At 65.7% G+C, this 21,809-nt stretch carries 19 protein-coding genes; 9 read left to right on the forward strand and 10 right to left on the reverse strand.

Annotation, left to right across the window (positions count from 1 at the left end):
- Nucleotides 1-100: 100 nt before the first annotated feature.
- Both M3I53_RS19565 and M3I53_RS19570 read right to left on the reverse strand, forming a co-directional pair.
- Nucleotides 101-1,600: an aldehyde dehydrogenase family protein gene (locus tag M3I53_RS19565; protein WP_254317527.1), complete on the reverse strand. Its 1,500-nt coding sequence runs from the start codon at nucleotides 1,598-1,600 to the stop codon at nucleotides 101-103.
- Nucleotides 1,601-1,850: 250 nt separating this feature from the next.
- A complete protein-coding gene (locus M3I53_RS19570; protein ID WP_254317528.1) occupies nucleotides 1,851-3,002 on the reverse strand; it encodes a branched-chain amino acid ABC transporter substrate-binding protein in 1,152 nt (383 codons plus the stop codon).
- A 494-nt stretch (nucleotides 3,003-3,496) separates the two neighbouring features.
- Here M3I53_RS19570 and M3I53_RS19575 point away from each other — a divergent pair, with 494 nt between their 5' ends.
- Nucleotides 3,497-4,120 (forward strand): helix-turn-helix domain-containing protein, encoded by a 624-nt coding sequence (locus M3I53_RS19575; RefSeq protein WP_254317529.1) that lies wholly within the window; start codon nucleotides 3,497-3,499, stop codon nucleotides 4,118-4,120.
- 10 nt (nucleotides 4,121-4,130) lie between these two features.
- Here M3I53_RS19575 and M3I53_RS19580 read toward each other — a convergent pair whose 3' ends face one another.
- Nucleotides 4,131-5,156, reverse strand: a complete 1,026-nt coding sequence (locus tag M3I53_RS19580) for a DUF1338 domain-containing protein (RefSeq protein WP_254317530.1) — start codon at nucleotides 5,154-5,156, stop codon at nucleotides 4,131-4,133.
- 155 nt (nucleotides 5,157-5,311) lie between these two features.
- Between M3I53_RS19580 and M3I53_RS19585 the strand changes: the two genes are divergently transcribed.
- From M3I53_RS19585 to M3I53_RS19600, 4 genes are all read left to right on the forward strand, one after another.
- A complete protein-coding gene (locus M3I53_RS19585; protein WP_254317531.1) occupies nucleotides 5,312-6,223 on the forward strand; it encodes a LysR family transcriptional regulator in 912 nt (303 codons plus the stop codon).
- 102 nt (nucleotides 6,224-6,325) lie between these two features.
- Entirely contained in the window at nucleotides 6,326-7,567 is a 1,242-nt protein-coding gene (locus M3I53_RS19590) for an FAD-binding oxidoreductase (RefSeq protein ID WP_254317532.1), read from the forward strand.
- A 58-nt stretch (nucleotides 7,568-7,625) separates the two neighbouring features.
- Nucleotides 7,626-8,534, forward strand: coding sequence for a bifunctional Delta(1)-pyrroline-2-carboxylate/Delta(1)-piperideine-2-carboxylate reductase (gene lhpI / locus M3I53_RS19595; RefSeq protein WP_254317533.1), 909 nt, complete (start codon nucleotides 7,626-7,628; stop codon nucleotides 8,532-8,534).
- Nucleotides 8,535-8,607: 73 nt separating this feature from the next.
- Nucleotides 8,608-9,687 (forward strand): asparaginase, encoded by a 1,080-nt coding sequence (locus M3I53_RS19600; RefSeq protein WP_254317534.1) that lies wholly within the window; start codon nucleotides 8,608-8,610, stop codon nucleotides 9,685-9,687.
- Between the two features lie 45 nt (nucleotides 9,688-9,732).
- On the opposite strand, the gene M3I53_RS19605 is transcribed toward M3I53_RS19600, so the two are convergent.
- Nucleotides 9,733-12,012: an amylo-alpha-1,6-glucosidase gene (locus M3I53_RS19605; protein ID WP_254317535.1), complete on the reverse strand. Its 2,280-nt coding sequence runs from the start codon at nucleotides 12,010-12,012 to the stop codon at nucleotides 9,733-9,735.
- Between the two features lie 249 nt (nucleotides 12,013-12,261).
- The gene (gltA, locus tag M3I53_RS19610) at nucleotides 12,262-13,563 is read right to left on the reverse strand and encodes a citrate synthase (RefSeq protein ID WP_254317536.1); all 1,302 of its coding nucleotides are present in this window, start codon (nucleotides 13,561-13,563) and stop codon (nucleotides 12,262-12,264) included.
- A 373-nt stretch (nucleotides 13,564-13,936) separates the two neighbouring features.
- Here gltA and M3I53_RS19615 point away from each other — a divergent pair, with 373 nt between their 5' ends.
- The gene (locus M3I53_RS19615; RefSeq protein ID WP_254317537.1) at nucleotides 13,937-14,338 is read left to right on the forward strand and encodes a hypothetical protein; all 402 of its coding nucleotides are present in this window, start codon (nucleotides 13,937-13,939) and stop codon (nucleotides 14,336-14,338) included.
- Between the two features lie 96 nt (nucleotides 14,339-14,434).
- On the opposite strand, the gene M3I53_RS19620 is transcribed toward M3I53_RS19615, so the two are convergent.
- From M3I53_RS19620 to M3I53_RS19630, 3 genes are all read right to left on the reverse strand, one after another.
- Entirely contained in the window at nucleotides 14,435-15,220 is a 786-nt protein-coding gene (locus tag M3I53_RS19620) for an alpha/beta fold hydrolase (protein WP_254317616.1), read from the reverse strand.
- Between the two features lie 236 nt (nucleotides 15,221-15,456).
- Nucleotides 15,457-16,512 carry a rod shape-determining protein gene (locus tag M3I53_RS19625; protein WP_254317538.1) on the reverse strand — a complete coding sequence of 352 codons (1,056 nt, stop codon included), beginning with the start codon at nucleotides 16,510-16,512 and terminating at the stop codon, nucleotides 15,457-15,459.
- A 351-nt stretch (nucleotides 16,513-16,863) separates the two neighbouring features.
- On the reverse strand, nucleotides 16,864-17,514 hold the full coding sequence (locus M3I53_RS19630) for an alpha/beta hydrolase (RefSeq protein ID WP_254317539.1): 651 nt from the start codon (nucleotides 17,512-17,514) through the stop codon (nucleotides 16,864-16,866).
- A gap of 276 nt (nucleotides 17,515-17,790) precedes the next feature.
- Between M3I53_RS19630 and M3I53_RS19635 the strand changes: the two genes are divergently transcribed.
- Both M3I53_RS19635 and M3I53_RS19640 read left to right on the forward strand, forming a co-directional pair.
- Entirely contained in the window at nucleotides 17,791-19,362 is a 1,572-nt protein-coding gene (locus tag M3I53_RS19635) for a DHA2 family efflux MFS transporter permease subunit (RefSeq protein WP_254317540.1), read from the forward strand.
- A gap of 109 nt (nucleotides 19,363-19,471) precedes the next feature.
- A complete protein-coding gene (locus M3I53_RS19640) occupies nucleotides 19,472-20,398 on the forward strand; it encodes a glutaminase (protein ID WP_254317541.1) in 927 nt (308 codons plus the stop codon).
- A gap of 56 nt (nucleotides 20,399-20,454) precedes the next feature.
- Here the strand turns inward: M3I53_RS19640 and yfcF are convergent, their stop codons facing one another.
- Together yfcF and M3I53_RS19650 are read right to left on the reverse strand one after the other, a co-directional pair.
- Complete coding sequence (gene yfcF, locus M3I53_RS19645; protein ID WP_254317542.1) at nucleotides 20,455-21,087, reverse strand: glutathione transferase; 633 nt, start codon at nucleotides 21,085-21,087, stop codon at nucleotides 20,455-20,457.
- Nucleotides 21,088-21,184: 97 nt separating this feature from the next.
- A complete protein-coding gene (locus M3I53_RS19650; protein ID WP_254317543.1) occupies nucleotides 21,185-21,454 on the reverse strand; it encodes a hypothetical protein in 270 nt (89 codons plus the stop codon).
- Between M3I53_RS19650 and M3I53_RS19655 the strand changes: the two genes are divergently transcribed.
- Nucleotides 21,441-21,674, forward strand: a complete 234-nt coding sequence (locus tag M3I53_RS19655; protein WP_254317544.1) for a hypothetical protein — start codon at nucleotides 21,441-21,443, stop codon at nucleotides 21,672-21,674. The two genes, M3I53_RS19650 and M3I53_RS19655, sit on opposite strands and share 14 nt — an antisense overlap.
- The last annotated feature ends 135 nt before the right edge of the window (nucleotides 21,675-21,809 follow it).

The following is a 21,809-nucleotide window of genomic DNA, read 5'->3' on the forward strand; positions in this document are numbered from 1 at the left end:
CTCCAGATTGCGGATAAAGCGGCGCGCATGGATGGGGTTTGCGCGAATCGATCCATCGACCGGGCGCCACGATGCACCCGGTCGCGTACCTCGAACGCGCTTATTCGACGTTGAAATCGATGCCCTGTGCGAGCGGCAGCGCCGACGAATAGTTGACCGTGTTGGTCGCACGGCGCATGTAAGCCTTCCACGAGTCGGATCCCGATTCGCGCCCGCCGCCCGTTTCCTTCTCACCGCCGAACGCGCCGCCGATCTCCGCGCCGCTCGGGCCGATATTCACGTTCGCAATGCCGCAATCGCTGCCCGCGGCCGACGTGAAGCGCTCGCTCTCGCGCAGGTCCGTCGTGAACACGCACGACGAAAGGCCATGATGGGCGGCGTTGTTCGCATCGATGGCGTCGCCGAAGTCGCTGTACTTGAGGACGTAAAGAATCGGCGCAAAGGTTTCCTTCAGGACAACTTCCGTTTGCGACGGCATCTCGACAATAGCCGGGCGAACGTAGAAGCCCTTCTCGTTGCCCGCCACCGTGTGACGCTCGCCGCCGAACACCTTGCCGCCTTCGCGCTTCGCCTGCTCGAGTGCCGACTGCATGCGGGCGAACGACTGCTCGTCGATGAGCGGACCCATCAGCGTGCCCTGCTCCAGCGGATTGCCGATCACCACCTTGCCGTAGAGCGCTTTCAGGCGCTCGACTGCCTTGTCGTACACGCTCTCTTGCACGAACAGGCGGCGCAGCGACGTGCAGCGCTGGCCGGCTGTGCCGACCGCCGAGAACAGGATGCCGCGCAGCGCGAGTTCGAGATCGGCGGTAGCGGAGACGATGCCCGCGTTGTTGCCGCCCAGTTCGAGCAGCGAGCGGCCGAAGCGGCGCGCGACCTCGACGCCGACGGTACGGCCCATTTCGGTGCTGCCCGTTGCGCTGACGATGTTCGAGCGCGGATCCGCCACGAGCTTCGCCCCCACTTCACGGCCGCCGACCACGAGGCTCGTGAGGCCTTCGGGCGCATCGCCGAATTCCTTCAACACGTCCTGCATGATCTTGTTGACGGCAACCGCGGTGAGCGGCGTCTTTTCCGAAGGCTTCCAGACCACGGCGTTGCCGCACACGAGCGCGAGCGCGGCGTTCCACGACCACACGGCAACCGGGAAATTGAACGCGGAAATCACGGTACACACGCCCATCGGATGCCATGATTCGGCCATTCGGTGGCCGGGACGCTCCGAAGCAATGGTCAGACCGTAAAGCTGACGCGAGAGGCCGACCGCGAAGTCGCAGATGTCGATCATTTCCTGCACTTCGCCGAGGCCTTCCTGGAAGATCTTGCCGGTTTCCAGCGAGACGAGGCTGCCGAGCGCGCGCTTCTGTTCGCGCAGCTTGTTGCCCAGCAGGCGCACGAGTTCGCCGCGGCGCGGCGCGGGCACATTGCGCCAGCTCTTGAACGCCTCCTGCGCCTTCGCGAGCACGGCGTCGACGTCCGCTGCCGACTGGCTCGCGACACGGCCGATCAGTTCGCCGTTGATTGGCGAATGCACGGCGATGTCGCCCGTTTCCGCAAGCTGGGAAATGCCGAGATCCGAGAGGATGGAGGAGGCTTTCATAGGTAGAATCCCTTAAAAATTTCCGATACGAAACATTGCTACTTTAGGAAACTATACACGCGCAATTTTGCGCCGACAACACGAAAATCTTCGGGATTTTCGCCATGCCGCGTGTATCGCTCCCGCCCGGCTTTCCGCCATTGAAATGGCATGAGGCCGCCCTGAGGGCGGACCCTCGATTTCCTATTGGAAACAATGCATTGGGCGCCGGCAATGCCGGCGCCCTTCAAGGTAGCAGAGGCGAGTGATCTCAGTCTGCGGTTCGCGTCGTGACCGGCACCCACGCCACGTTTTTGACCTGATACAGCGTCGAACTCGGGCTCTTCAGGTCGCCCTGGGCATTGAAGGCGATCTTGCCCGTAATGCCGTCGTAGTTCGTGGCCTTCAGCGCGGCGTTGTACTGCGCCGGCGTCGCCGAGCCGGCCTTCTCCATCGCCGTGATCGCGACCCACGCCGCGTCGTAGGCGAACGGCGCGTAGGCGAGCATGTCGATGCCGTACTTCTGCTTGAACTTTGCCTCGAAGCCCTTACCCTTGGGCAGCGTGCCGAGCGGCTGGCCATATTCCCACACCGAAGCGCCATCGGCGGAATCGCCGGCGAGCTTGATGAAGTTCGCGTCCATGACGCCGCCGCCCGCGAGGAATTGCGCCTTCAGGCCAAGCTGGCGCATGCGCTTGACGATCATGGCGGCCTGCGCGTCGAGGCCGCCGAAGAACACGAGATCCGGATTCGTGCGCTTGATGCTCGTGAGCTGGGCGCTGAAATCCACCGCCTTGTCGTTCGTGAACTCGCGCGCGACGATCGTGCCGCCGTTCGCCTTCACGGCCTTCTCGAACTCGTCGGCTTCGCCCTGGCCGAAGGCCGTGCGGTCGTCGATGATGGCAATGCGCTTCGCCTTTGTCACCGTCGCCGCATAGTTGCCCGCGTTGCCTGCGTTCTGCGAGTCGGTGGCGATCACGCGGTAGATGGTCGGCGCGCCGCTTTGGGTGATGGCCGGATTGGTGGCAGCCGGCGTGATCATCGGAATGCCCGCCTTCGCGTAGATCTTCGAGGCCGGCAGCGTCGTGCCCGAATTGAAGTGGCCGATCACGACGGCCACGTTGTCGTCCACGAGTTGCTGCGCGACTTGCACGCCAATGCGCGGATCGCTCTGGTCATCTTGCGAGTCGATCACGAACCTGACCGGCTTGCCCCCGATGGTCGGATGCGCGGCGTTGGCTTCGTCCACGGCCAGACGCACGCCGTTCTCGATGTCCTTGCCATACGCTGCCCCGCCACCCGTAAGCGGGCTGGCCACGCCAATCTTCACGACCATTTCCTGCGCGCTCACCGCGCCGGCAACCAACATCAACGACGCTGCGATCGCGCAGCCACGACGAGAAGCGAGGAAACGAGGAGACATGCGATATTCCTTCGGTATCTGGAGCCGGCACGTGATGCGTCCGAATGGTCGCGCGGACCTTCGGCGCACTGGATTCATCCCGCGATGCTGAGCGGCGGGACGTAAGCGGATTGTCGGCAGCCGTTCCGGCGGCATCAAACGAAATCTAATCACCACGTAATGCGCTTTTCTCATCAACCCCGTCCACGCGGGGAATACGGCAACGCGTGACGCGGCCTCTCAGGCATTGGGAAATACCCGATGACGCCGATATGGCCGCTTGCGTGTGGGTGTCTTGCGAGAACGGGTTGCGCGCGCACCATGCCTTGCGCCGACTGGGTTTGCGTCAGAAATCATCAACTTCCGGGCGATCGATTTACTTAGCCATGCAAATTAATCGTGGTAGGACGCAGCACACGTCGCGCGATACGCAACTCTTATGATCGGAAACATAGAGTACGATACGAATCATCAGCGAACACCCGCGAACCATCAGCGAGCACCCGAGTTCCCGAATGGAAACCCCGTCCCTCAAGCCCGCCGAGAACGCTTCGGCGGAGCTGGGCAAGCGCGTCAAGGCGGCCCGGCTGAAGCACGATTACACGCTCGAGGCCGCCAGCCGAGTGTGCGGCGTGTCGCGCTCCACGCTCTCGAAGGTGGAAAACGGCGTCATGTCGCCGACGTTCGACGTGCTGCAGAAGATCGTTCACGGCCTGAAGATCGACCTCGGCGAACTGTTCGGTTCGGCGCCCAGGCCGCGCGCGAGCGGACGCCGCGCACTCACCCGCAAGGGCGGGGGGCAGCAGCATTCGGCTGGCTGCTATCAGATGGAGTTGCTGGCCACGGAGCTCGCCCACAAGGCGATGTACCCGTTTCGCATTCGGGTGACGGCGCACTCGCTCGACGAGTTCACGGAATGGGGCCGGCATGAAGGCGAAGAATTTCTCTTCATCTTGAGCGGCTCGGTTTGCCTCTACTCCGAGCTTTACGCACCGACGCATCTCGAAGCCGGCGACAGCCTCTACTTCGACAGCCGCACGGGGCATGCGGCCGTCTCCACGAGCGAAGAGGACGCGGAAGTCCTCTGGCTCATCAACGAACCGCACCCGGACACGCAGGACGGCGCGCCGGGCGTGTGATCCTTCGCGCTCACGCGGCGTTCGCGGTCATCTTGAAGATGCCGGTGGCATTACCCGCATCGAAGCGCAAATCGGTCTGCCAGCGCCGCGTGACCTGATCGAACGTGCGCTTGCGCGTGATGAACTCGTAGAACGAGCCCGGCACCTCGCGCATCACGCGTTGGCCGTCCGCCGCGCGGAACTCGCGCTTGACGGTGTCGGCGCGGTACGCCGTCTGAAACACACGGCCCGAGCGCGAGGTTTCGACGCTGGGCTTCATCGGGCGCCCCTTGGCCTTCTCGTCGTCCGAGAGCCTGAATACGTCTTCCACGCGGTCGGTCGCGTGATTGAAGGCGTTGCCTTCCGTCGCGATCCACGCCATTTCCGCCGATTCCTGCAGCAATGTCTCGTAGTCCGAAACAGACGGCACGTCGTGCTGTCGCGCGAACGCGCCGACGATCACGGGCAGCAGTTGCAGCGCCGCGTCGAGCGGCAGCGAACCATCGCGTTCGAGTTCGGAGAGTTGCGCAACGGCCAGCGGTGTGAGCGGATCTTTCGACGCGCCCACCACGTTCGTCACGGCCTGCTGGAACGCCGCCGAAAAGCGCTCGGGGTGCAGTTCGCTCACGAAGAACTGCGCGATCTCGTCGGGCGCGTCTTCGTGGGCGTAGGCGCGCCCCGTCATGCCGAGCTTGTCCAGCGGATAGCGGCCATTCAGGCGGAAACCGAGCGGACGCAGAATGCGCGTGAACGCCGCTTCGCCGGGCGGCAGCGCGCCGTTCTGCGCCCAGCGCACCGTGCGCAGCGCGCCATGGTCGAAGTCCACCGCGCCGCCCTGCGCCACCGTATCGTTCGTGTACGTGCGGCCGTTGGGCGAGCGCTCCAGCAGGTCTTCGAACAGCGCCATGTTCATCGCCTGGGCGAGTTCGGCGCGCGTGACGGTGCCGCTTTCCCAGTCGCCGAGCATCGACGGAAAATTCAGCGTTGCAAAGAGGGTTTCGGTTTTCTCGCGGCCAAGCAGCGCGGACAACAAGCGTTCTACGTTCGAATTGCGCATCACCAATCTCACAGGAAACGACCGCCTCGCAGCGACCATCAAACGTGCCTCTGGCCCTAGGATTCGGCCAACAATACGTAAAACGCATTATTCAAACGATTGCGCCCAGCGTAAAGCGAGATTAAATTGTCACTTGATGAGTTTATGGAATCACCATGCGCAAGTTCAAGATCCCGAACATCGGCGCTCTGACGGCCTTCGAGGCCGCGGCGCGGCACGAGAGCTTCACCCACGCCGCCAAGGAGTTGTTCCTCACCGAAAGCGCGGTTTCGCGCCAGATCGCCACGCTCGAATCGAATCTCGGCGTGCGCCTCTTCGTTCGCGCCAAACAGCGGGTCGTGCTCACGCGCGCGGGCCGGCTCTATAGCACTCAGGTGCGCCGTGCGCTCGAAAACCTCGATCGCGACACGCTCTCCATCATTGCGCACGGCAGCGGCGGCGGTTATCTGGAACTCGCCGTGCTGCCGACTTTCGCGTCCGAGTGGCTGATTCCGCGCCTCAAGGACTTCCACGACCGCACGCCCGAGGTGCGCGTAAACATGGGCGTGCGCACCGAGACGTTCTCGTTTGAGGAATCGCATTTCGAAGCCGCGATCCACTACGGCAAGCCGACCTGGCCCGGTACGTCGTCCGACTTTCTGTTCGGCGAGGAAGTGGTGCCCGTCTGTTCGCCGTCGCTGCTCGCACGCCCCGTCAAGAAGGCGCACGAACTGCTCGCCTACCCGCTGCTGCACTCCACCACCCGCCCCGACGCTTGGACGCGCTGGTTCTCCGACCTCGGCGTGGAAGACAACGCCACCATGCACGGCGTGCGCTACGAACTGCACACTATGCTGATCGCCGCTGCTGCCGCCGGTCTCGGCGTCGCGCTGGTGCCGAAGTTCTTCGTCGAAGGCCAGCTAGAGCGGTTCGGCGTCGTCGTCCCGTTCGAAGCGCCTGCTATTGCCGATGGCGGCTACTACTTCGTCTATCCGACCGAACTCAGCCACGGCAAGCCGCTGGAGATGTTCCGCGCGTGGCTGCTCGAGCAGGCGCTCGCCTACAACGCCTCGCAAGGGCAACGCTGATCGGCGGGGCGAGGACGCGCGATATACGATCAGAAAAAAGTTTCCTATAGGAAATAGTTCGGTTAGCATCGAACGAAATCACTTCTTCGTCGCGAGACTGACATGGAAGACGTCGTCGTCATCGGTGCGGGCATCATCGGGGTCTGCGCCGCGCTCAAGCTGGCGCAGCGCGGCATGCGCGTGCGTATCGTCGACAGCGCGCCGCCCGGTTCGGGCTGCTCCTTCGGCAACGCGGGCCTGATCGCGGTCGATCATGTCGCGCCGCTCGCGAGCCCCGAGACGATGGCCGGCCTGCCTCGCATGCTGCTGCGCCGCGACAGCCCGCTGCGCCTGCACAAACGCAGCCTGCCGCGCATGGCGCCGTGGCTGCTGGAGTTCGCCGCGCAGGCGCAGCGCCCCCGCTTTCGGCGCAACACGCTCGCGCTCGCGAGTCTCGTGACCGGCGCGGGGCAAGCCTGGCGTCGACTGCTCGATCAGCACGTTGCCGACGACCTCTTCCGCGACATCGGCTCGCTCTACGTGTTCGAACAACCCGTTGCGCACGCAACCGAACGCGCGCAACTCGACCTGCTCGACCGGCACGGCGTGCGCTACGAAACTCTCACGGCCGCGCAGGTGCGGCGCGATTATTTGCCGTCGCTCACGCCGCATATCAGCCATGCGCGCTACTTTCCCGGCATGGCTTCGGTCACGAACCCGCAGCAGGTCGTCGAGCGCATTTTCGAGGCCGCGCTCGCAGCGGGCGCGAGATTCACGAGCGCTGCCGTCGATGCATTGCGCGTCCTGCCCGATGGCCGTATCGGCGTGACGCTGAGCGGCGCGATGCACCCAGCCGCCAAGGTGCTGATCGCGGCGGGCTCGCGCAGCGCCGAACTCGCACAGCAGCTGGGCGCCAGGATTGCGCTGACCAACGAGCGCGGCTATCACGTCCAGCTCGGCGCGCCCTCGCAGGACACGCTGCGCGTGCCCGTGAGCTTCGTCGAGCGCGGCTTCACCTGTAACCCGATGGCGCAAGGCATCCGGCTTGCCGGCACCGTCGAGCTCGGCGCGCGCGGCGCACCCGACTGGCGCCGCGCCGACATGCTCGCCGCGCAGTTCCAGACGCTCTTTCCCGGCGCACGCGCGGCGCAGGTCGCAAGCCGCTGGTACGGCGAGCGCCCCACGCTGCCCGACTATCTGCCGATGATCGGCGAGATGCGCGGCGCACGGAACGTGTTCGTCGCGACCGGCCATCAGCATCTGGGCCTCACGCTCGGGCCGCTCAGCGGCGAACTCGTCGCACAATTGATGACGCGCGAGACGCCCGCCGTCGATCTCGCGCCGTTTCGCATCGAGCGCTTTTGAGGCCGGCGGCCGGAACTCACGCCGCTACACCGACGCATTCAACAGGAGAGAAGATTCGATGGAGCCCATCGCGATTTACGACGCAACCGCCACGGCACGCCTGCTCGACTTCGGCGTGCTGCTCGACGCCCTCGCCACGGCCGCGCAGGACCACGACGCGGGCCGCATTCACGCGCCCGTGCGCACGGGCGTGCCGCTCAAGGGCAACGGCGTCATGCTCTCGATGCCCGCCAGCGCCGACGACATCGCCATCCACAAGCTCGTGAGCGTGTGCCCGGCCAACGCGACGCTCGGCATGCCGACCATCTTCGGCGCGGTGACGGTGTGCAACGGCGCGACTGGGCAGCCGGAGTTCATCCTCGACGGCCCGACCGTGACCGGGCGGCGCACCGCGGCGCTCTCCATGCTGGGCGTGCGCCTCTTTCATCCCGGCGCGCCGCGCGCGTTTCTGGTCATCGGCACCGGACAGCAGGCGCGTTTTCATGCCGAGGCGATCGGCGTGCTTCACCCGGCGGCGACGCTCTATGTGAAAGGCCGGACGGAAGCGTCCGAACAAGCGTTCCGCGCCCACTTCGCGCAGTCCGGCGTGAACGTGACGCCCGCGCATGGCGCGGTACCGGAAGCAGTCGACGTAGTCATCGCCGCGACGACGAGCAAGACGCCCGTGTACGACGACGCGGCGCGAAACGACCGGCTCGTGATCGGCGTGGGCGCCTTCACGCCGGACGCGGCCGAAATCGCCGAGGACACGGTGCGCGCGAGCCGCGTGTTCGTCGACGATCTCGCGGCCGCGCGCGAAGAAGCCGGCGACCTGCTGCAGGCCGGCATCGACTGGGCGAACGTGCGCTCGATTGGCTCCGCTGTGGCAAACGGCGCGGCGCATGATGGCAGTCCGATGCTGCTGAAAACGGTCGGCAGCGGCGCGTGGGATCTCGCGGCGTGCCGCGTTGCCCGGCAAATGCGCTGACACGCACGCGCGGATTAGAATCGCACATCGATCGCGCAGCGCGATCCCATCCGAGAGCCAAGGCAAACGCACCATGACGACGAGCGCTCCCCAACCCGCCGTGAAGGTCCTGCGCGGCGGTGTCATCGAAACCACGCATATCGCCCACATCGCCGTGGTCGACGCCCAAGGCCGCCTGCTCTACGCGTTCGGCGACCCGCATCGCATGACGCTCGTGCGCTCGGCGGCCAAGCCAGCGCAGGCGCTCGCCGTGGCCGAAACCGGCGCGCTCGAGCGCTTTCACTTCGACGACGCCGATCTCGCACTCATGTGCGCCTCGCATAGCAGCGAGGACCGCCATATCGAGCGGACGCGCGCGATGCTAGCCAAAGTGTCCGCTTCGGAATCGGACCTGCGCTGCGGCGGCCATGTGCCGATCTCGGACGCCGTCTACAAGGCGTGGATCAAGCGCGACTTCACGCCGGGTGCCGTGTGCAGCAATTGCTCGGGCAAGCACGCGGGCATGCTGGCCGGCGCCCGCGCCATCGGCGCGGCGCTGGCCGACTACCATCTGCCTTCGCACCCCTTGCAGCAACATGTGAAGCGGGTCGTGGCCGAGGTTTGCGACCTTCCCGTGACGAGCGTCGAGTGGGGCATCGACGGCTGCAATCTGCCCACGCCGGCCTTCCCGCTCGACCGGCTCGCCCGCCTGTTCGTGAAGCTCGCCGATGCGCAGGACCACGCGGCGTTGCCAGGCTCGGCCGCGGCCGACACGCGCTCGCAGGCGCTCGCCCACATCTATCGCGCGATGACGTCGTATCCGGAACTCGTGGCGGGCGAAGGCCGCTTCTGCACGGCGCTCATGAGCGCGTTCGAAGGTGCGCTCGTCGGCAAGCTGGGCGCGGCGGGCAGTTATGCGATTGGCGTGCGCGCAAGCGCGGCCACCGCAACGCATACGGGCGGCCCGGCATTGGGTATCGCCGTGAAGATCGAGGACGGTGATCTGACCGCGCTCCATGCCACCGTCGTGGAAGTGCTCAGGCAACTGGGCATCGGCACGACGGAACAGCTGGCACAACTAAGCAAATTCGACGCCCCGCGCATCGTCAATACGATGGGCGTCGAGACGGGCTACGTCGCGCCGCAGTTCACGCTGGTGCGCGTCGCTTCGTAATCAGCGAAAAATCGGCGCGCGGGCTTTGCAAGCCCGCGCCCAGAGTCACAGCAACGCCACGACCTTCACGTCGCTGCGATCGGCCGATGCCACGACCTTGCCGTCCACGCGGCGGAACATGAGCGTCACCGTATGCTTGCCCACGCGCAGATCGCCCACTTCTAGCCAGTCGATGCCTTCGGGCAGCATGGGCTGCTCGACGCGCACCTCGTTGCGCGCCGCGTCGATCGTCATGCCAAGACACGCTTCGAGCATCATGAACGGCGAACCCGCGGCCCAGGCTTGCGGCAGGCAGGCCACCGGATATGCGGTAGGCGGCTCGCCGCGCCGGCGCGGGAACCCGCAGAACAGTTCGGGCAGACGCATGTCGAACGTGACCGCAGCCTCGAACAGCGCCTGCAGGAGGCGCACCGCTGCCGCCTTGTGGCCATAGCGCGCGAGACCGCGTGCGCACAACGCGTTGTCGTGCGGCCAGACGGAGCCGTTGTGGTACGCCATGGGGTTGAAACGCGCCTGGCCCGCCGCGAGCGTACGCACGCCCCAGCCCGTGTGGAACAGCGCCGATTCGAGCGCTTCCGCCACGGCGCGGCCGCGCTCCTCCTCGGGCAGCCCGAAGGCGAGCAGATGTCCCGCGTTCGACGCGAGCACGCGGCAAAGATCGCCGTGGCCATCGAGCGCAATGCCGTAGAACTCCGACTCCGGCATCCAGAACTTATCTTCCACGCAGCGGCGAATATTCGCGGCGCGCGCGCCGTAGCGCGCCGCGTCTTCCACCTGGCCGCGATGCATGGCGAAACGCGACATCGTTTCGAACGCCGCGCTCGCGTACGCCTGCACTTCGACGAGCGCGATCGGACCGTCGGGGAAACGGCCGTCGGCATGGAAGACGGAGTCGTGACTGTCCTTCCAGCCCTGGTTGGCGAGCCCGCCTTCCGATTCGCGCCGGTAGTCGAGCAGACCGAGTTTGTTGCGGTCGCATACACCTGCGACCCAGGCCGCCGCGCGTTCCAGCGCCGGCCACAACTCCTCGATCAGCGAGACGTCGCCCGTGCGGTCGACATAAGCGCCCGCCAGCACGACGAAGAGCGGCGTGGTGTCCACCCCGCCGTAGTAGAGCGCGAACGGCACTTCGCCCGTGGCGGCCATCTCGCTCTTGCGCATTTCGTGCATGATCTTGCCGACCGCCGCGTCGCGGAACGCCGAATCCTCGCGTGCCTGATGTTCCGCGAGAAAACGCAGCACGCCGCGCGCGAGCGCCGGCGTTAGCCACAGCGTCTGCAGCGACGTGATGACCGCGTCGCGGCCGAACGGCGTGGAAAACCACGGAATGCCCGCGTACGGATACGGGCCGGTCGGCAGGTCGGTAGTCAAAAGACCGAGGTCGGCGATCGAGCGGTTGATCCACGCATTGAAGAGCGGGTTGCTCGACCGCAAATGCGCCGCCGCGCGGCGGCGTTCGCGCATCACGATATGCGAGTCGACCAACGCAGCGCGCTGGGCGCCGCGGCCCACGCGCTGCTCCTGCGAGTCCGAGAGGCAATGGGGCGGCTGGAAGATGCCCGCGCTCTGCGTGCCGGGCGCGGCGCCGGGCATGGCCTCGACTTCGATCGCCACCGAGAGATAGATCGAGACGCAGGCCTGCGCGGGCAGATCGACGGTGAAGTCGGCGCGATCGGCGAGGAGTTTGTTCGGGGTGGGCGAGAACTCGATACGCACGCGCCGCGCGACCTTGTCGAGGCCGATGTATTCGAGCCGGACTTCGCCGTCTTCGACACGCGGCGGCATGAGCGTGCCGCGTTTTTCGCGCTTCAGGCCGCGCACCTCGAACATGTCGCGGAAGTCGCTTGCGAACGAGATGGAAAGCGGCACCACGGCGTCTTCGGTGCCGTAGTTCGTGAGTTCGATGGCCTCGGTCATCATCGTGCCGGAGAGCACGCGCTCGCGCTGCACGTGAATCACGCCTTCGGGCGTGGTAGTTCCGCCGAGCGGCGGCAGCGGACGATTGGTCAGGTGGGCCGTGAACACGGCGTTGTCGCTGCTGACGCTGCCCGAGAGCAGCGAGGGCACGCGTCCGCCGAAAGTGAGGCGCAGCGACGAGAGCACGCGCGTGTCGTTGACGAACAGGCCGTCGTCGATGCCGGTGATGTCGCCGAGCGGATCGTTGACGATGAAGGTGCCGCCCGACTTCAGCACATGCTGGTCGGCGCTTGCAACCTCTGGCGTTTCGGGCGCGATGAACGCGCTGTCGGTTTCCCGCGTGTCCTGGTCGGGATGATCCACGCCGCTTGAGCGCGTGACGCCGCCGAGTGTTTCAGGATCCTGCATTGCGTGCCTCCTGGGTCCCATGCAAAGGGTTACGGTACGGTTCGCTTGCGGTTGATTGTAGTGGCTTCCGCGCACGCGTTGGGCGAATGCGCGAAGAACGGGCGAAAGATACGCGCGAAATGAGTGGCAAATCGCAGTGCGGAGCAAGGAACGTGCGCGGAAAAAATTGCGGGCGCCGGCACGATGTACGTGCGGGCGCCCGTGTAAGGCGGTGCGCTCGCGCGCCGGAAGCGGCGCGCGCCGTGAGGATCAGCGTTGCGAGATCGGCAACGCCTCGCGCGGCGTTTCGCCGATGAACAGCTGACGCGGACGGCCGATCTTCTGCTCGGGGTCGGCGATCATTTCGTTCCACTGCGCAATCCAGCCAACCGTGCGCGCCATCGCGAAGATGCACGTGAACATCGAGGTCGGGATGCCCAGCGCGCGCTGCACGATGCCCGAATAGAAGTCGACGTTCGGGTAGAGCTTGCGCGACACGAAGTATTCGTCTTCCAGCGCGATCTTTTCGAGCTGCATGGCGAGCTTGAAGAGCGGATCGTCGTGCAGACCGAGTTCGTTGAGCACTTCGTAGCACGTTTCGCGCATGAGCTTCGCACGCGGGTCATAGTTCTTGTACACGCGGTGGCCGAAGCCCATCAGCTTCACGCCCGAGTTCTTGTCCTTCACCTGCTCGATGAACTTCGGGATGTTATCGACCGAGCCGATTTCTTCGAGCATGTTCAGCGCGGCTTCGTTCGCGCCGCCGTGCGCCGGGCCCCACAGGCAAGCGATGCCGGCCGCGATACATGCGAACGGATTCGCGCCCGACGAACCGGCCAGACGCACCGTCGAGGTCGAAGCGTTCTGCTCGTGATCGGCGTGCAGGATGAGGATACGGTCGAGCGCGCGCACGAGCACGTCGTTGACCTTGTACTCCTCGCTCGGCGCAGAGAACATCATGCGCATGAAGTTCGCGCTGTACGAGAGGTCGTTCTGCGGATACACGAACGGCTGGCCGATCGAGTACTTGTACGCCATGGCGACGAGCGTCGGCAGCTTCGCGATCATGCGGATCGCCGACACCTCGCGGTGCTTCGCGTTGTTGATGTCGAGCGAGTCGTGATAGAACGCGGACAGCGCGCCGACCGCCGCCACCAGAATCGCCATCGGATGTGCGTCACGGCGGAACCCCCGGAAAAAGAAGTGCATCTGCTCGTGAACCATCGTGTGGTTCGTCACCGAGGCCACGAATTCGTCCTTCTGCTGCTGGGTGGGCAGCTCGCCCTTGAGCAGGAGATAGCAGCTTTCGAGGAAGTCGGCGTTTTGCGCGAGGTTGTCGATCGGGTAGCCGCGGTAAAGCAGCTGACCCTTGTCGCCGTCGATGTACGTGATCGCCGAGTTGCACGACGCCGTCGACATGAAGCCCGGGTCATAGGTGAACATGCCGGTCTGGCCGTACAGCTTGCGGATGTCGATCACGTCCGGGCCCTGGGTGCCCTTGTAGACCGGCAACTGCACGCCTTCAGCGTGGCCGGGGATCGTGAGCGTGGCGTGTGTCTTCGAGTCGATCATTTTCTGTCCTTGAATTGCTGTCACATCGCAATACTTCGCGCAAAACCTCGCGCAACAGGACGCAGCCGCCGGAAAGGCCGGCATCGCTGCGACCGCTTGCCGCATTCTACGGCGCAGTGCAGCACCGATTGATAGCGCAGCCAGCAACAATCCCTCTTCATGCCCGCAACACTGCCCAGCTTGCGGCTTCCTTAACGCCGATTCTTGCAACAATATTTTGCTCTTGCAGCGCAACATGTCGCACCTCATCTTTGCGATACTGCTTGACATGCAAGGGTTTTCCATTACTTGCATTCTGTAAACCAGCCTGCTGTCACAGGCGGACTTTTCTCACCGCCGCACGCGCTTAAAGCAAAACGTAAGGAAGCAACAGATGAACATCTCGGTCGACACCCTGTTCGCAGAAGACGAACAAGCAGAGGGCGCCGTTGTCACGGCACTCAATCACCAGGACATCGTGGTCGCACTGTCGGCCGCGCTCGCCAGCGAACGCGTAGCCGTGCTGCACATGCTGTATCCGCGCACCGACGCGCGCACGCACCGCAGCCTCGACCACCTCGTGGACGCGCTCAACGGCCACGGCCTGCACCAGGTCGCCCGCCTCGTGTCGCAGGAAGCGCACTATCTCGTGTTCAAGGATCCGGCGAAGGCATGGAAGGCCTTCCATGAAATCCGCAACGATTCGCTCGCGATCGGCGTGCACCTCTACTACGCGGGCCTCGTGGGCGAGGCGGCCGAGCACAAGCTCGACGCCCACGCGCACGGCCGCAACTGAGCGAGAGTCATTCGGACTGCGATATTTTTCGCAGCAACGAAATGGGCGGCCGCATTGCATGGCCGCCCTTTTTGCATCGGCGTGAATCAGCGTGCGTCAGCGCCCGTGGCCGCTCACGAATCGGTCAATCAGCTCGTTGAACGCCGCGGGCCGCGCCAGATTCATCCCATGCGATGCGCCCGCCACACTCGCGCGGCGCGCATCGGGCAGCCAGGCATCGAGCGCAGCCACGGCCCGATGAAACACTTCAGGACTCTGCTCGCCGTCGATCAGCAGCACGGGGCATTGCACGTCGGCGGCTTGCTCGCGCGAGTACGCAGGCAGCGGATCCTGAAACTGCGGCCCAAGCGTGTGCGCGTTGTCGGTGGCCATGCGGCGAAACCCGTGCGTGCTCTTCGCCCAGAAGCCGGGCCGGCTCACCGAATCGACGAACAGTTCCAGCCCTGCGTCCACCTGGCCCGACTCGATTAGCGCCACGGCGCGGGCGCGCAGCGCATTGACGTTCTCTGGCAGCGTGGCGAGCGTCTGGCCCGGCTGCTGGACTGGGCCGCCCGGATCGGCGAGCGTGAGCGTGCGCACGTGTTGCGGATGGCGCCGCGCGAACTGGAATGACACGAGGCCGCCGCGCGAATGCCCGGTCACGTGCGCCGGGCCCGCGCCCAAGGCTTCGACGAACGCCGCAAGCTCATCCGCATGCTGCCGCCAGCTGAACGGCAGGCCGCGCGCAGCCTCCGCGGCAGGCCAGTAGTGCGTGAGACTCACCGATACACAGCGATATTGCTGCGCGAGACCGGCCAGCTGCGGCTGCCAGTAGCGGTAATCGCAAAGCGAGCCGTGCACGAAGAGAAGAAGTTCGCCAGCGCCCCGTTCGACATAGGGCATGGGCAGGCCACCGGGCAGTTCGATGAACGTGCCGGGGGCTGGAAAAGCGGCTGGATTCACGGCTGGACGATGTGGAAACAACGGGACAGCGGCGCATTGCAATGGACTACGGCCTACTGGCAGTCCATCGCGGCGCACGCCGGCAAAGTGGCGTATTGTCCCACGCCCGCCGCGCGAAGAGCCGTGAAGCCGGCGCCCTCGCGAAGCGGCCTTGCCCCATGCGCCGGCTTGCGCCGTTATTCGACCATTTCGAAAGCGTGCTCGCTCATGAGCGAGGCCGCCGCGCCCGCGCCGCGCACCGCGCAGGTGAGCGGCTCGTCGGCCACGCGCACGGTCACGCCAAGCTCGGCGGCGAGGCACTGGTCGAGCCTGCCGAGCAGCGAGCCGCCGCCCGTGAGCACGATGCCGCTATCGGCGATGTCGGTGACGAGTTCGGGGGGCGCCGTCTCGAGCACCTGCCGCACCGTGTTGATCACCACGCGCAACGGCGCGGCCAGCGCGTCGACCACGTCGTGGCTCGTGATCTCGACCGTGCGCGGCAGACCGTCTTCCATGCTGCGGCCGGTCGCGCGGATGCGTTCGAGGGGTTCTCCGTAGAGCGCGCAGCCAATCGTCTTTTTCACGTGTTCGGCGGTCTGGTCGCCCAGCACGACGCCATAAAGCGTGCGTACATGATCGACGATGGCGCGGTCGAACTGGTCGCCGCCCACGCGCACCGAACCGCTGCACGCCACGCCGCCCAGCGCGACGATGCCCACTTCCGTCGTGCCGCCGCCGATATCGACGACCATCGAGCCGGTTGCCGCGTGCACCGGCAAGCCCGCGCCGAGGGCCGAAGCCAGCGACTCGCCGATCAGATTCACGCTCGCAGCGCCCGCCGCGAAGGCCGCCTCGCGAATCGCGCGGCGCTCGACGCGCGTCGCGCCCGCCGGCACGCACACCGTGAATGCCGCACGGCGGCCGAGCAGACGGCGCGGCTGCGCCATCGCCACGAAGCGGCGCATCATGTGTTCGGCAGCGGAAAAATTGGCGATCACGCCGTGCGAGAGCGGCCGCACCGTCTCCATATTGGCCGGCGCGCGGCCAAGCAGATCCTTCGCCTCGCGGCCCACCGCGGCGACCGTCGTCTCGCTCGCCCCCGCGCGCCGTTCGAAGCAGACCACGGAGGGCTGGTTCAGCACGATGCCTTTGTCGGCGGTGTAGATGAGCGTGTTGGCCGTACCGAGATCGAGCGCCACGTCCTGGCGGAACAGCCTTTTGGAAAAAATGGATTGCGGCTTGGCTCGGGCCATATTGGTCTGAAGTTCGGTTCTTTTTGGCGACCCCGCAGACGAAGCGCCGCCGGATGGCATTCCCGATGGCGGCCTCGTCCAGGCAGCGCGAACTAGCCGCGCGCCGGGCGGAACGGGCCTACGCGGCCCATAAGGTCGCGGCGACTCCCCGTATTAACGGCCGCGACCGGCGCGAACTTTAGCCGGTCCAAAAACAACTGCATAGGGTAGCCGGAAAATATGGCCGAAATACGACACTTCGGGCTTATGCGACTGCCATTTGTACCGATTTAGCCCGCCGAAGCAGCCCGATGCATACTGATTAACGGGGACCGGCGTCGTCCCCGCCCGCGATGGGATCTATCCGGCGATCTAGCTGCGCGCGAGCGCGCGCACCAGGGCATCGCGCCCGAGCATGACGCCCTGCGGCGTAATCGTGTGGCCGACGCCCGGCAGCGCGAAAGCGGTGACCGCGAAGCCCGCGTCGCTGAATGCGGCGGCGGCGCGCTCCAGTTCGCTGGCCGGAATCACTTCGTCGTCCTCGCCGTGCACCAGCGTGAGCACCGTGCGGCTTTTCGCGATTACGGGCACGACGAGCCGGCCCGCATAGGCGACCACGGCCGCCGCCCCCGCCGCCTGGGTGGCCACGTGGAAGAGCGACATGATCGAGCCTTGCGAGAAACCCACGAGCGCGAGCGCGTCGTGGCCGAGGCCCCAGTGGGCGAGTTCGGCGTCGAGCCGCCGCTCGAACACCTGTGAGGCGGCAACGACGCGCGCCTCGCGATTGCTTTCGCTGATGTCGCGCAGGCTGAACCACTGGCGTCCGCCATAGCCGCCGTCGAACGGCTCGCTGCCGTCGAGCGACGTGAACGCGACGCCCGGCAGCGCATCGCGCCACACGTCGGCGAGCGGCGTGAGGTCCTGTGCGTTGCTGCCTACCCCGTGCAGCAGCACGACGAGCGCGTGCGCGGCGCCATCGGCCGGCGCCAGACGCCAGCCCCCTTCGAATGCTTCCCAGCTCATGGTCGGACCTCCCCTGTACTGATGATCGTATTGTGTGTCCAGCGCACGCATTTTGCGCGGCGCGCGGCAGGCGCAAGGATACGCTCGCCGCGCAACGCGTGTACGAAAGACTCCGTTTCCCCGCGTTACAGAACGCCGCAACGGCAGCCCGATCGCGCGCGAAAGCCAATCGCAAGCCCCATGACCCTGCACCGCATGGGGATGCTCCTCGGCTGGCGATGACAAAAGACGATTACAGGTATCCTGTGCCGCAAACCGAATACGCGGAGAACCTGCTTGAACCAGCCCGCCGCATCATCGGCGCCGCCTGCGCCGCCGCCGCCGCTCCAGGGAGGCCGTCTGGTCCTCGGCACCATCGCGGTCTCGCTCGCGACCTTCATGAACGTGCTCGACACGTCGATCGCCAACGTCGCCATTCCGACCATCTCCGGCGACATGGGCGTTTCCGTCGACGAAGGCACGTGGGTCATCACCGTGTTCGCGGCGGCCAACGCCGTGTCCATTCCGCTCACCGGCTGGCTCACGCAGCGCTTCGGCCAGGTGCGCCTGTTCGTCACCTCGATCCTCTCGTTCGTGCTGGCTTCGTGGCTGTGCGGCATCGCACCGACCCTGCCGTTCCTGCTGGTCGCGCGCGTGCTGCAAGGCGCCGTGGCCGGCCCGCTGATTCCGCTCTCGCAGGCCATCCTGCTCGGATCCTGGCCGAAAGACAAATCGTCCACCGCGCTCGCCTTCTGGGCGATGACCACGACCGTCGGCCCGATCGCGGGACCGGCGCTCGGCGGCTGGATCACCGACAGCTACAACTGGTCGTGGATCTTTTACATCAACATTCCGGTGGGCCTCTTCGCGGGCTTCGTCACGTGGACGATCTATCGCAACCGCGAGTCGCCCACGCGCAAGCCGCCTATCGACGTCGTGGGCCTCGGTCTGCTCATCGCCTGGGTTGCCTCGCTGCAGATCATGCTCGACAAGGGCAAGGACCTCGACTGGTTCAACTCGCCGGTGATCGTGACGCTCGGCGTCCTCGCGCTCGTCAGTTTTGCGTTTTTCCTCGTGTGGGAGCTGACCGAGGAGCACCCGATCGTCGATTTGCGTTTGTTCGGACAACGTAACTTCCTCGGCGGCACGATCGCGATTTCGGTGGCGTACGCGGTGTTCTTCGGCAATCTGGTGCTGCTGCCGCAATGGATGCAGGAGTACCTCAACTATCGCTCCGTGGACGCGGGCCTCGTGACCGCGCCGCTCGGCGTGTTCGCGGTTATTCTGTCTCCGGTGGTGGGGCGCCTGTTGCCGCGCTCCGACGCGCGCATCATCGCGACGATCGCGTTCGTGATGTTCGCGGGGGTGTTCTACATGCGTTCGCAGTACGTGATCGAAATCGACACCTTCCATCTCGTGCTGCCCACACTGCTGCAAGGCATCCCCATGGCGCTCTTCTTCGTGCCGCTCACGGCGATCATCCTCGCGGGACAGCCGCCGAGCCGCGTGCCCGCGGCGGCGGGCCTCTCGAACTTCGTGCGCGTGTTCTGTGGGGCAGTGGGCACCTCGATCGCGACCAACGCATGGAACAACCGCACGATCCTGCATCACGCGCGGCTCACGGAGCAGGCCTCGGTCAACAACCCGATCTTCGTGCAGGCGATGGACCAGACGCAGAAGGTGCTGAATTTGAGCGAGCCCTCCGCACGCGCGCTGTTCGACTTCCAGCTCACCACGCAGGCCGCCATGATGGGACTGAACGACATCTTCTATATCTCGGCGATCATCTTTCTCGTGATCATTCCGCTCATCTGGATCACGAAGTCGACGAAGGGCGGCGCAGGCGGCGGCGCAGCAGGGGCGCATTGACCCGCGAGGTCGAGTCGGGGCGCGCAATGAAGCCGGGGCGGTAAGCGCGAGCCGCTACAATCGCGGTCACCGCGGCGGGCGCTCCGCCGCGACTGCCCGGCTTTCTCCCATGAATCACACGTTCGACTACACGCTCATCCTCGACGCCATCCATCGCGACCTGCAGCCGTATATCGGCACGGGCCGCGTCGCCGACTACATTCCCGAACTCGCCACAGTGCGCGCCGATCACTTCGGCATGGCCATCGTCACGGTGGACGGCCAGGTGTATCGCACCGGCGACGCCAATGTGCGCTTTTCCATCCAGAGCATTTCGAAGCTGTTCGCCTGCACGCTCGCGTTCCAGCTGCTCGGCGACGCGCTCTGGCAGCGCGTAGGCCGCGAGCCTTCGGGCACGGCATTCAACTCGCTCGTGCAGCTCGAATTCGAGGCGGGCAAGCCGCGCAACCCGTTCATCAACGCGGGCGCGCTCGTCGTGACCGACGTGCTGTGCCGCCGCTTCGTGCAGGCCGAAACCGCGCTCGTCGATTTCATGCGGCGGCTTGCGGGCGAGCCCGGCATCGGCTACGACCTGCGCGTCGCGCAGTCGGAACTCGCGCACGCCGAGCGCAACCGCGCGATGGCGCATTTCATCGCGAGCTTCGGCAACCTGGAGATGCCCGCCGATACCGTGATCGACGCGTATTGCCGCCAGTGCGCGATCTCGATGAGCTGCGTGGAACTGGCGCGAGCGGCGCTCTTTCTGGCCAACGGCGGCGTCTCGCCCGCGAGCGGCGAACCCGTGCTCGATGCGAGTTCGGCCAAGCGCCTTTCTGCGCTGATGCTGACCTGCGGCACCTACGACGCGGCCGGCGACTTCGTCTACCGCGTGGGCTTACCTGCGAAGAGCGGTGTGGGCGGCGGGATCATCGCGGTGCTGCCCGGCGAGTTCGCCGTGTGCGTGTGGTCGCCGGGACTCGACGCGACGGGCAATTCGCTGGTCGGCTCGCTAGCGCTGGAGTGGTTGACGACGCGCATCGGGCGCTCGATTTTCTGAGGCCTGGGTGAACGCCATCCGGTCAGCATCCGCAAGCCCTGCGCGACGGCGCAGCCTCAGAGCGGCGGCCGCTCGAGCGTGAGCCAGCGCTGCACGGAAGGCCTCTGCCACTGAGCCAGAGCGTATTGCGCCAGCCGATGCGGCACCGGATCACCGTTCAGCACCAGACGGTTCAGCATCAACGCCAGATCCACGTCGGCGATGGACCACTCGCCGAAGAGATGCCTTTCGCCTTGCGCGAGCAGCGCTTCGGCCATCGCGAAGAGCTTCTCAGCCGCGAGTTGCGCTGCGCTGGAAAGTGGCGCCGCGGTCGGGCCGTAAAACACGACCTCGGTCGAGCGTTCCTGGCGGATCGACATGAGATCGCTGCGCAGCCACGCCTGAACCTGGCGCGCGCGGGCGCGCTGTTGGCGATCCGCGGGATAGAGCGCCACGCCGGGGAAGGTTTCGTCCAGATACTCAGTGATCGCCGATGACTCCGAGAGCGCGAAGCCGTCGTGGATCAGGGTCGGCACGCGCCGCGTGAGCGACATCGCCGCGAATTCCGGCTGCTGGTTTTCGCTTCTTGCGAGATCGACGGTCGAAAGCTCGAAAGCGAGCGCCTTCTCGTGCAGGGCGACGAAGACGGACATCGCATAGGGACTGGCGTACTGGGCGTCGGCGTAGAGGTGGAGAGTTGGATTGGTCACAGTCGGCTCCGTTATCGGCGCCGACGATAGTAGCAAGCAGGGCCGCCGTTGCGCTCGACCACTGACGGGCAGACCGAACCAGGCCGCCCCGCTCCGCTCACGCCGTCGCCGAGACCAGCCCCGTGGTCTTGCCACTCGCGACCATCAACTGCGCCAGTGAACTCTGCACGCTCGCCAGTTGCGACGCGATCTGGCTGACCTGGCTCGCGTCCGATTGCGACGGCGAGCTCAACGCGCTTTGCGCACTCTGGATCTGCGCCTTGATCTGGCTGATCTCGCCCGAGTTCGACCCTTGCGCCGCGGCGCCCGAGGTCTGCGACGACACCTGCGCTAGCTGCGCCTGAAGCGACGCGATGAGCGCATTCAATTCGTCGAGTTCGCTCGATGACGAACTGCTGGAGGATACCGCGCCGCCACCGCCGCCGCCCGACTTCGAGGTTGCCGAGGTGCTTTGCGTCGAAGTCGAAGTCGACGTGGTGCTGCTGCTGGACGCGCTCGTCGAGGAACCCGTCGTGCTGTCGCCGTTCGAATTCGACGATTGCGCGCCAGAGGACGCGCCATTGCCTGCGCCGCCCGTCGAGGTCTGACCGCCGCTGCCGTAGGCAGTGGTCGTAGTCGTAGTCCCGGTAATGGGTTGAATCTGCATGGAATCTCTCTCGCCGCAAGTCGGGGGCAGCGCCGCTGCCGAATAACGCCCTATCCGAGTGTTATCGGCAAGCCTG

Source organism: Paraburkholderia sp. CNPSo 3272 (genome assembly GCF_024206495.1).
In the GTDB taxonomy this organism is placed as follows: Bacteria; Pseudomonadota; Gammaproteobacteria; order Burkholderiales; family Burkholderiaceae; genus Paraburkholderia.

Excerpts from the sequence above, each read along its gene's own strand:
- M3I53_RS19625 (WP_254317538.1), bottom strand. The coding sequence starts at position 16,512 with ATGGCCCGAGCCAAGCCGCAATCCATTTTTTCCAAAAGGCTGTTCCGC.
- M3I53_RS19620 (WP_254317616.1), bottom strand. The coding sequence starts at position 15,220 with ATGCCCTATGTCGAACGGGGCGCTGGCGAACTTCTTCTCTTCGTGCAC.
- M3I53_RS19580 (WP_254317530.1), bottom strand. The coding sequence starts at position 5,156 with ATGCGCAATTCGAACGTAGAACGCTTGTTGTCCGCGCTGCTTGGCCGC.
- M3I53_RS19590 (WP_254317532.1), top strand. The coding sequence starts at position 6,326 with ATGGAAGACGTCGTCGTCATCGGTGCGGGCATCATCGGGGTCTGCGCC.
- M3I53_RS19600 (WP_254317534.1), top strand. The coding sequence starts at position 8,608 with ATGACGACGAGCGCTCCCCAACCCGCCGTGAAGGTCCTGCGCGGCGGT.
- M3I53_RS19640 (WP_254317541.1), top strand. The coding sequence starts at position 19,472 with ATGAATCACACGTTCGACTACACGCTCATCCTCGACGCCATCCATCGC.
- gltA (WP_254317536.1), bottom strand. The coding sequence starts at position 13,563 with ATGATCGACTCGAAGACACACGCCACGCTCACGATCCCCGGCCACGCT.
- M3I53_RS19575 (WP_254317529.1), top strand. The coding sequence starts at position 3,497 with ATGGAAACCCCGTCCCTCAAGCCCGCCGAGAACGCTTCGGCGGAGCTG.
- M3I53_RS19605 (WP_254317535.1), bottom strand. The coding sequence starts at position 12,012 with ATGCAGGATCCTGAAACACTCGGCGGCGTCACGCGCTCAAGCGGCGTG.
- M3I53_RS19565 (WP_254317527.1), bottom strand. The coding sequence starts at position 1,600 with ATGAAAGCCTCCTCCATCCTCTCGGATCTCGGCATTTCCCAGCTTGCG.
- M3I53_RS19630 (WP_254317539.1), bottom strand. The coding sequence starts at position 17,514 with ATGAGCTGGGAAGCATTCGAAGGGGGCTGGCGTCTGGCGCCGGCCGAT.
- M3I53_RS19615 (WP_254317537.1), top strand. The coding sequence starts at position 13,937 with ATGAACATCTCGGTCGACACCCTGTTCGCAGAAGACGAACAAGCAGAG.
- M3I53_RS19655 (WP_254317544.1), top strand. The coding sequence starts at position 21,441 with ATGAGCGCATTCAATTCGTCGAGTTCGCTCGATGACGAACTGCTGGAG.
- lhpI (WP_254317533.1), top strand. The coding sequence starts at position 7,626 with ATGGAGCCCATCGCGATTTACGACGCAACCGCCACGGCACGCCTGCTC.
- M3I53_RS19570 (WP_254317528.1), bottom strand. The coding sequence starts at position 3,002 with ATGTCTCCTCGTTTCCTCGCTTCTCGTCGTGGCTGCGCGATCGCAGCG.
- M3I53_RS19585 (WP_254317531.1), top strand. The coding sequence starts at position 5,312 with ATGCGCAAGTTCAAGATCCCGAACATCGGCGCTCTGACGGCCTTCGAG.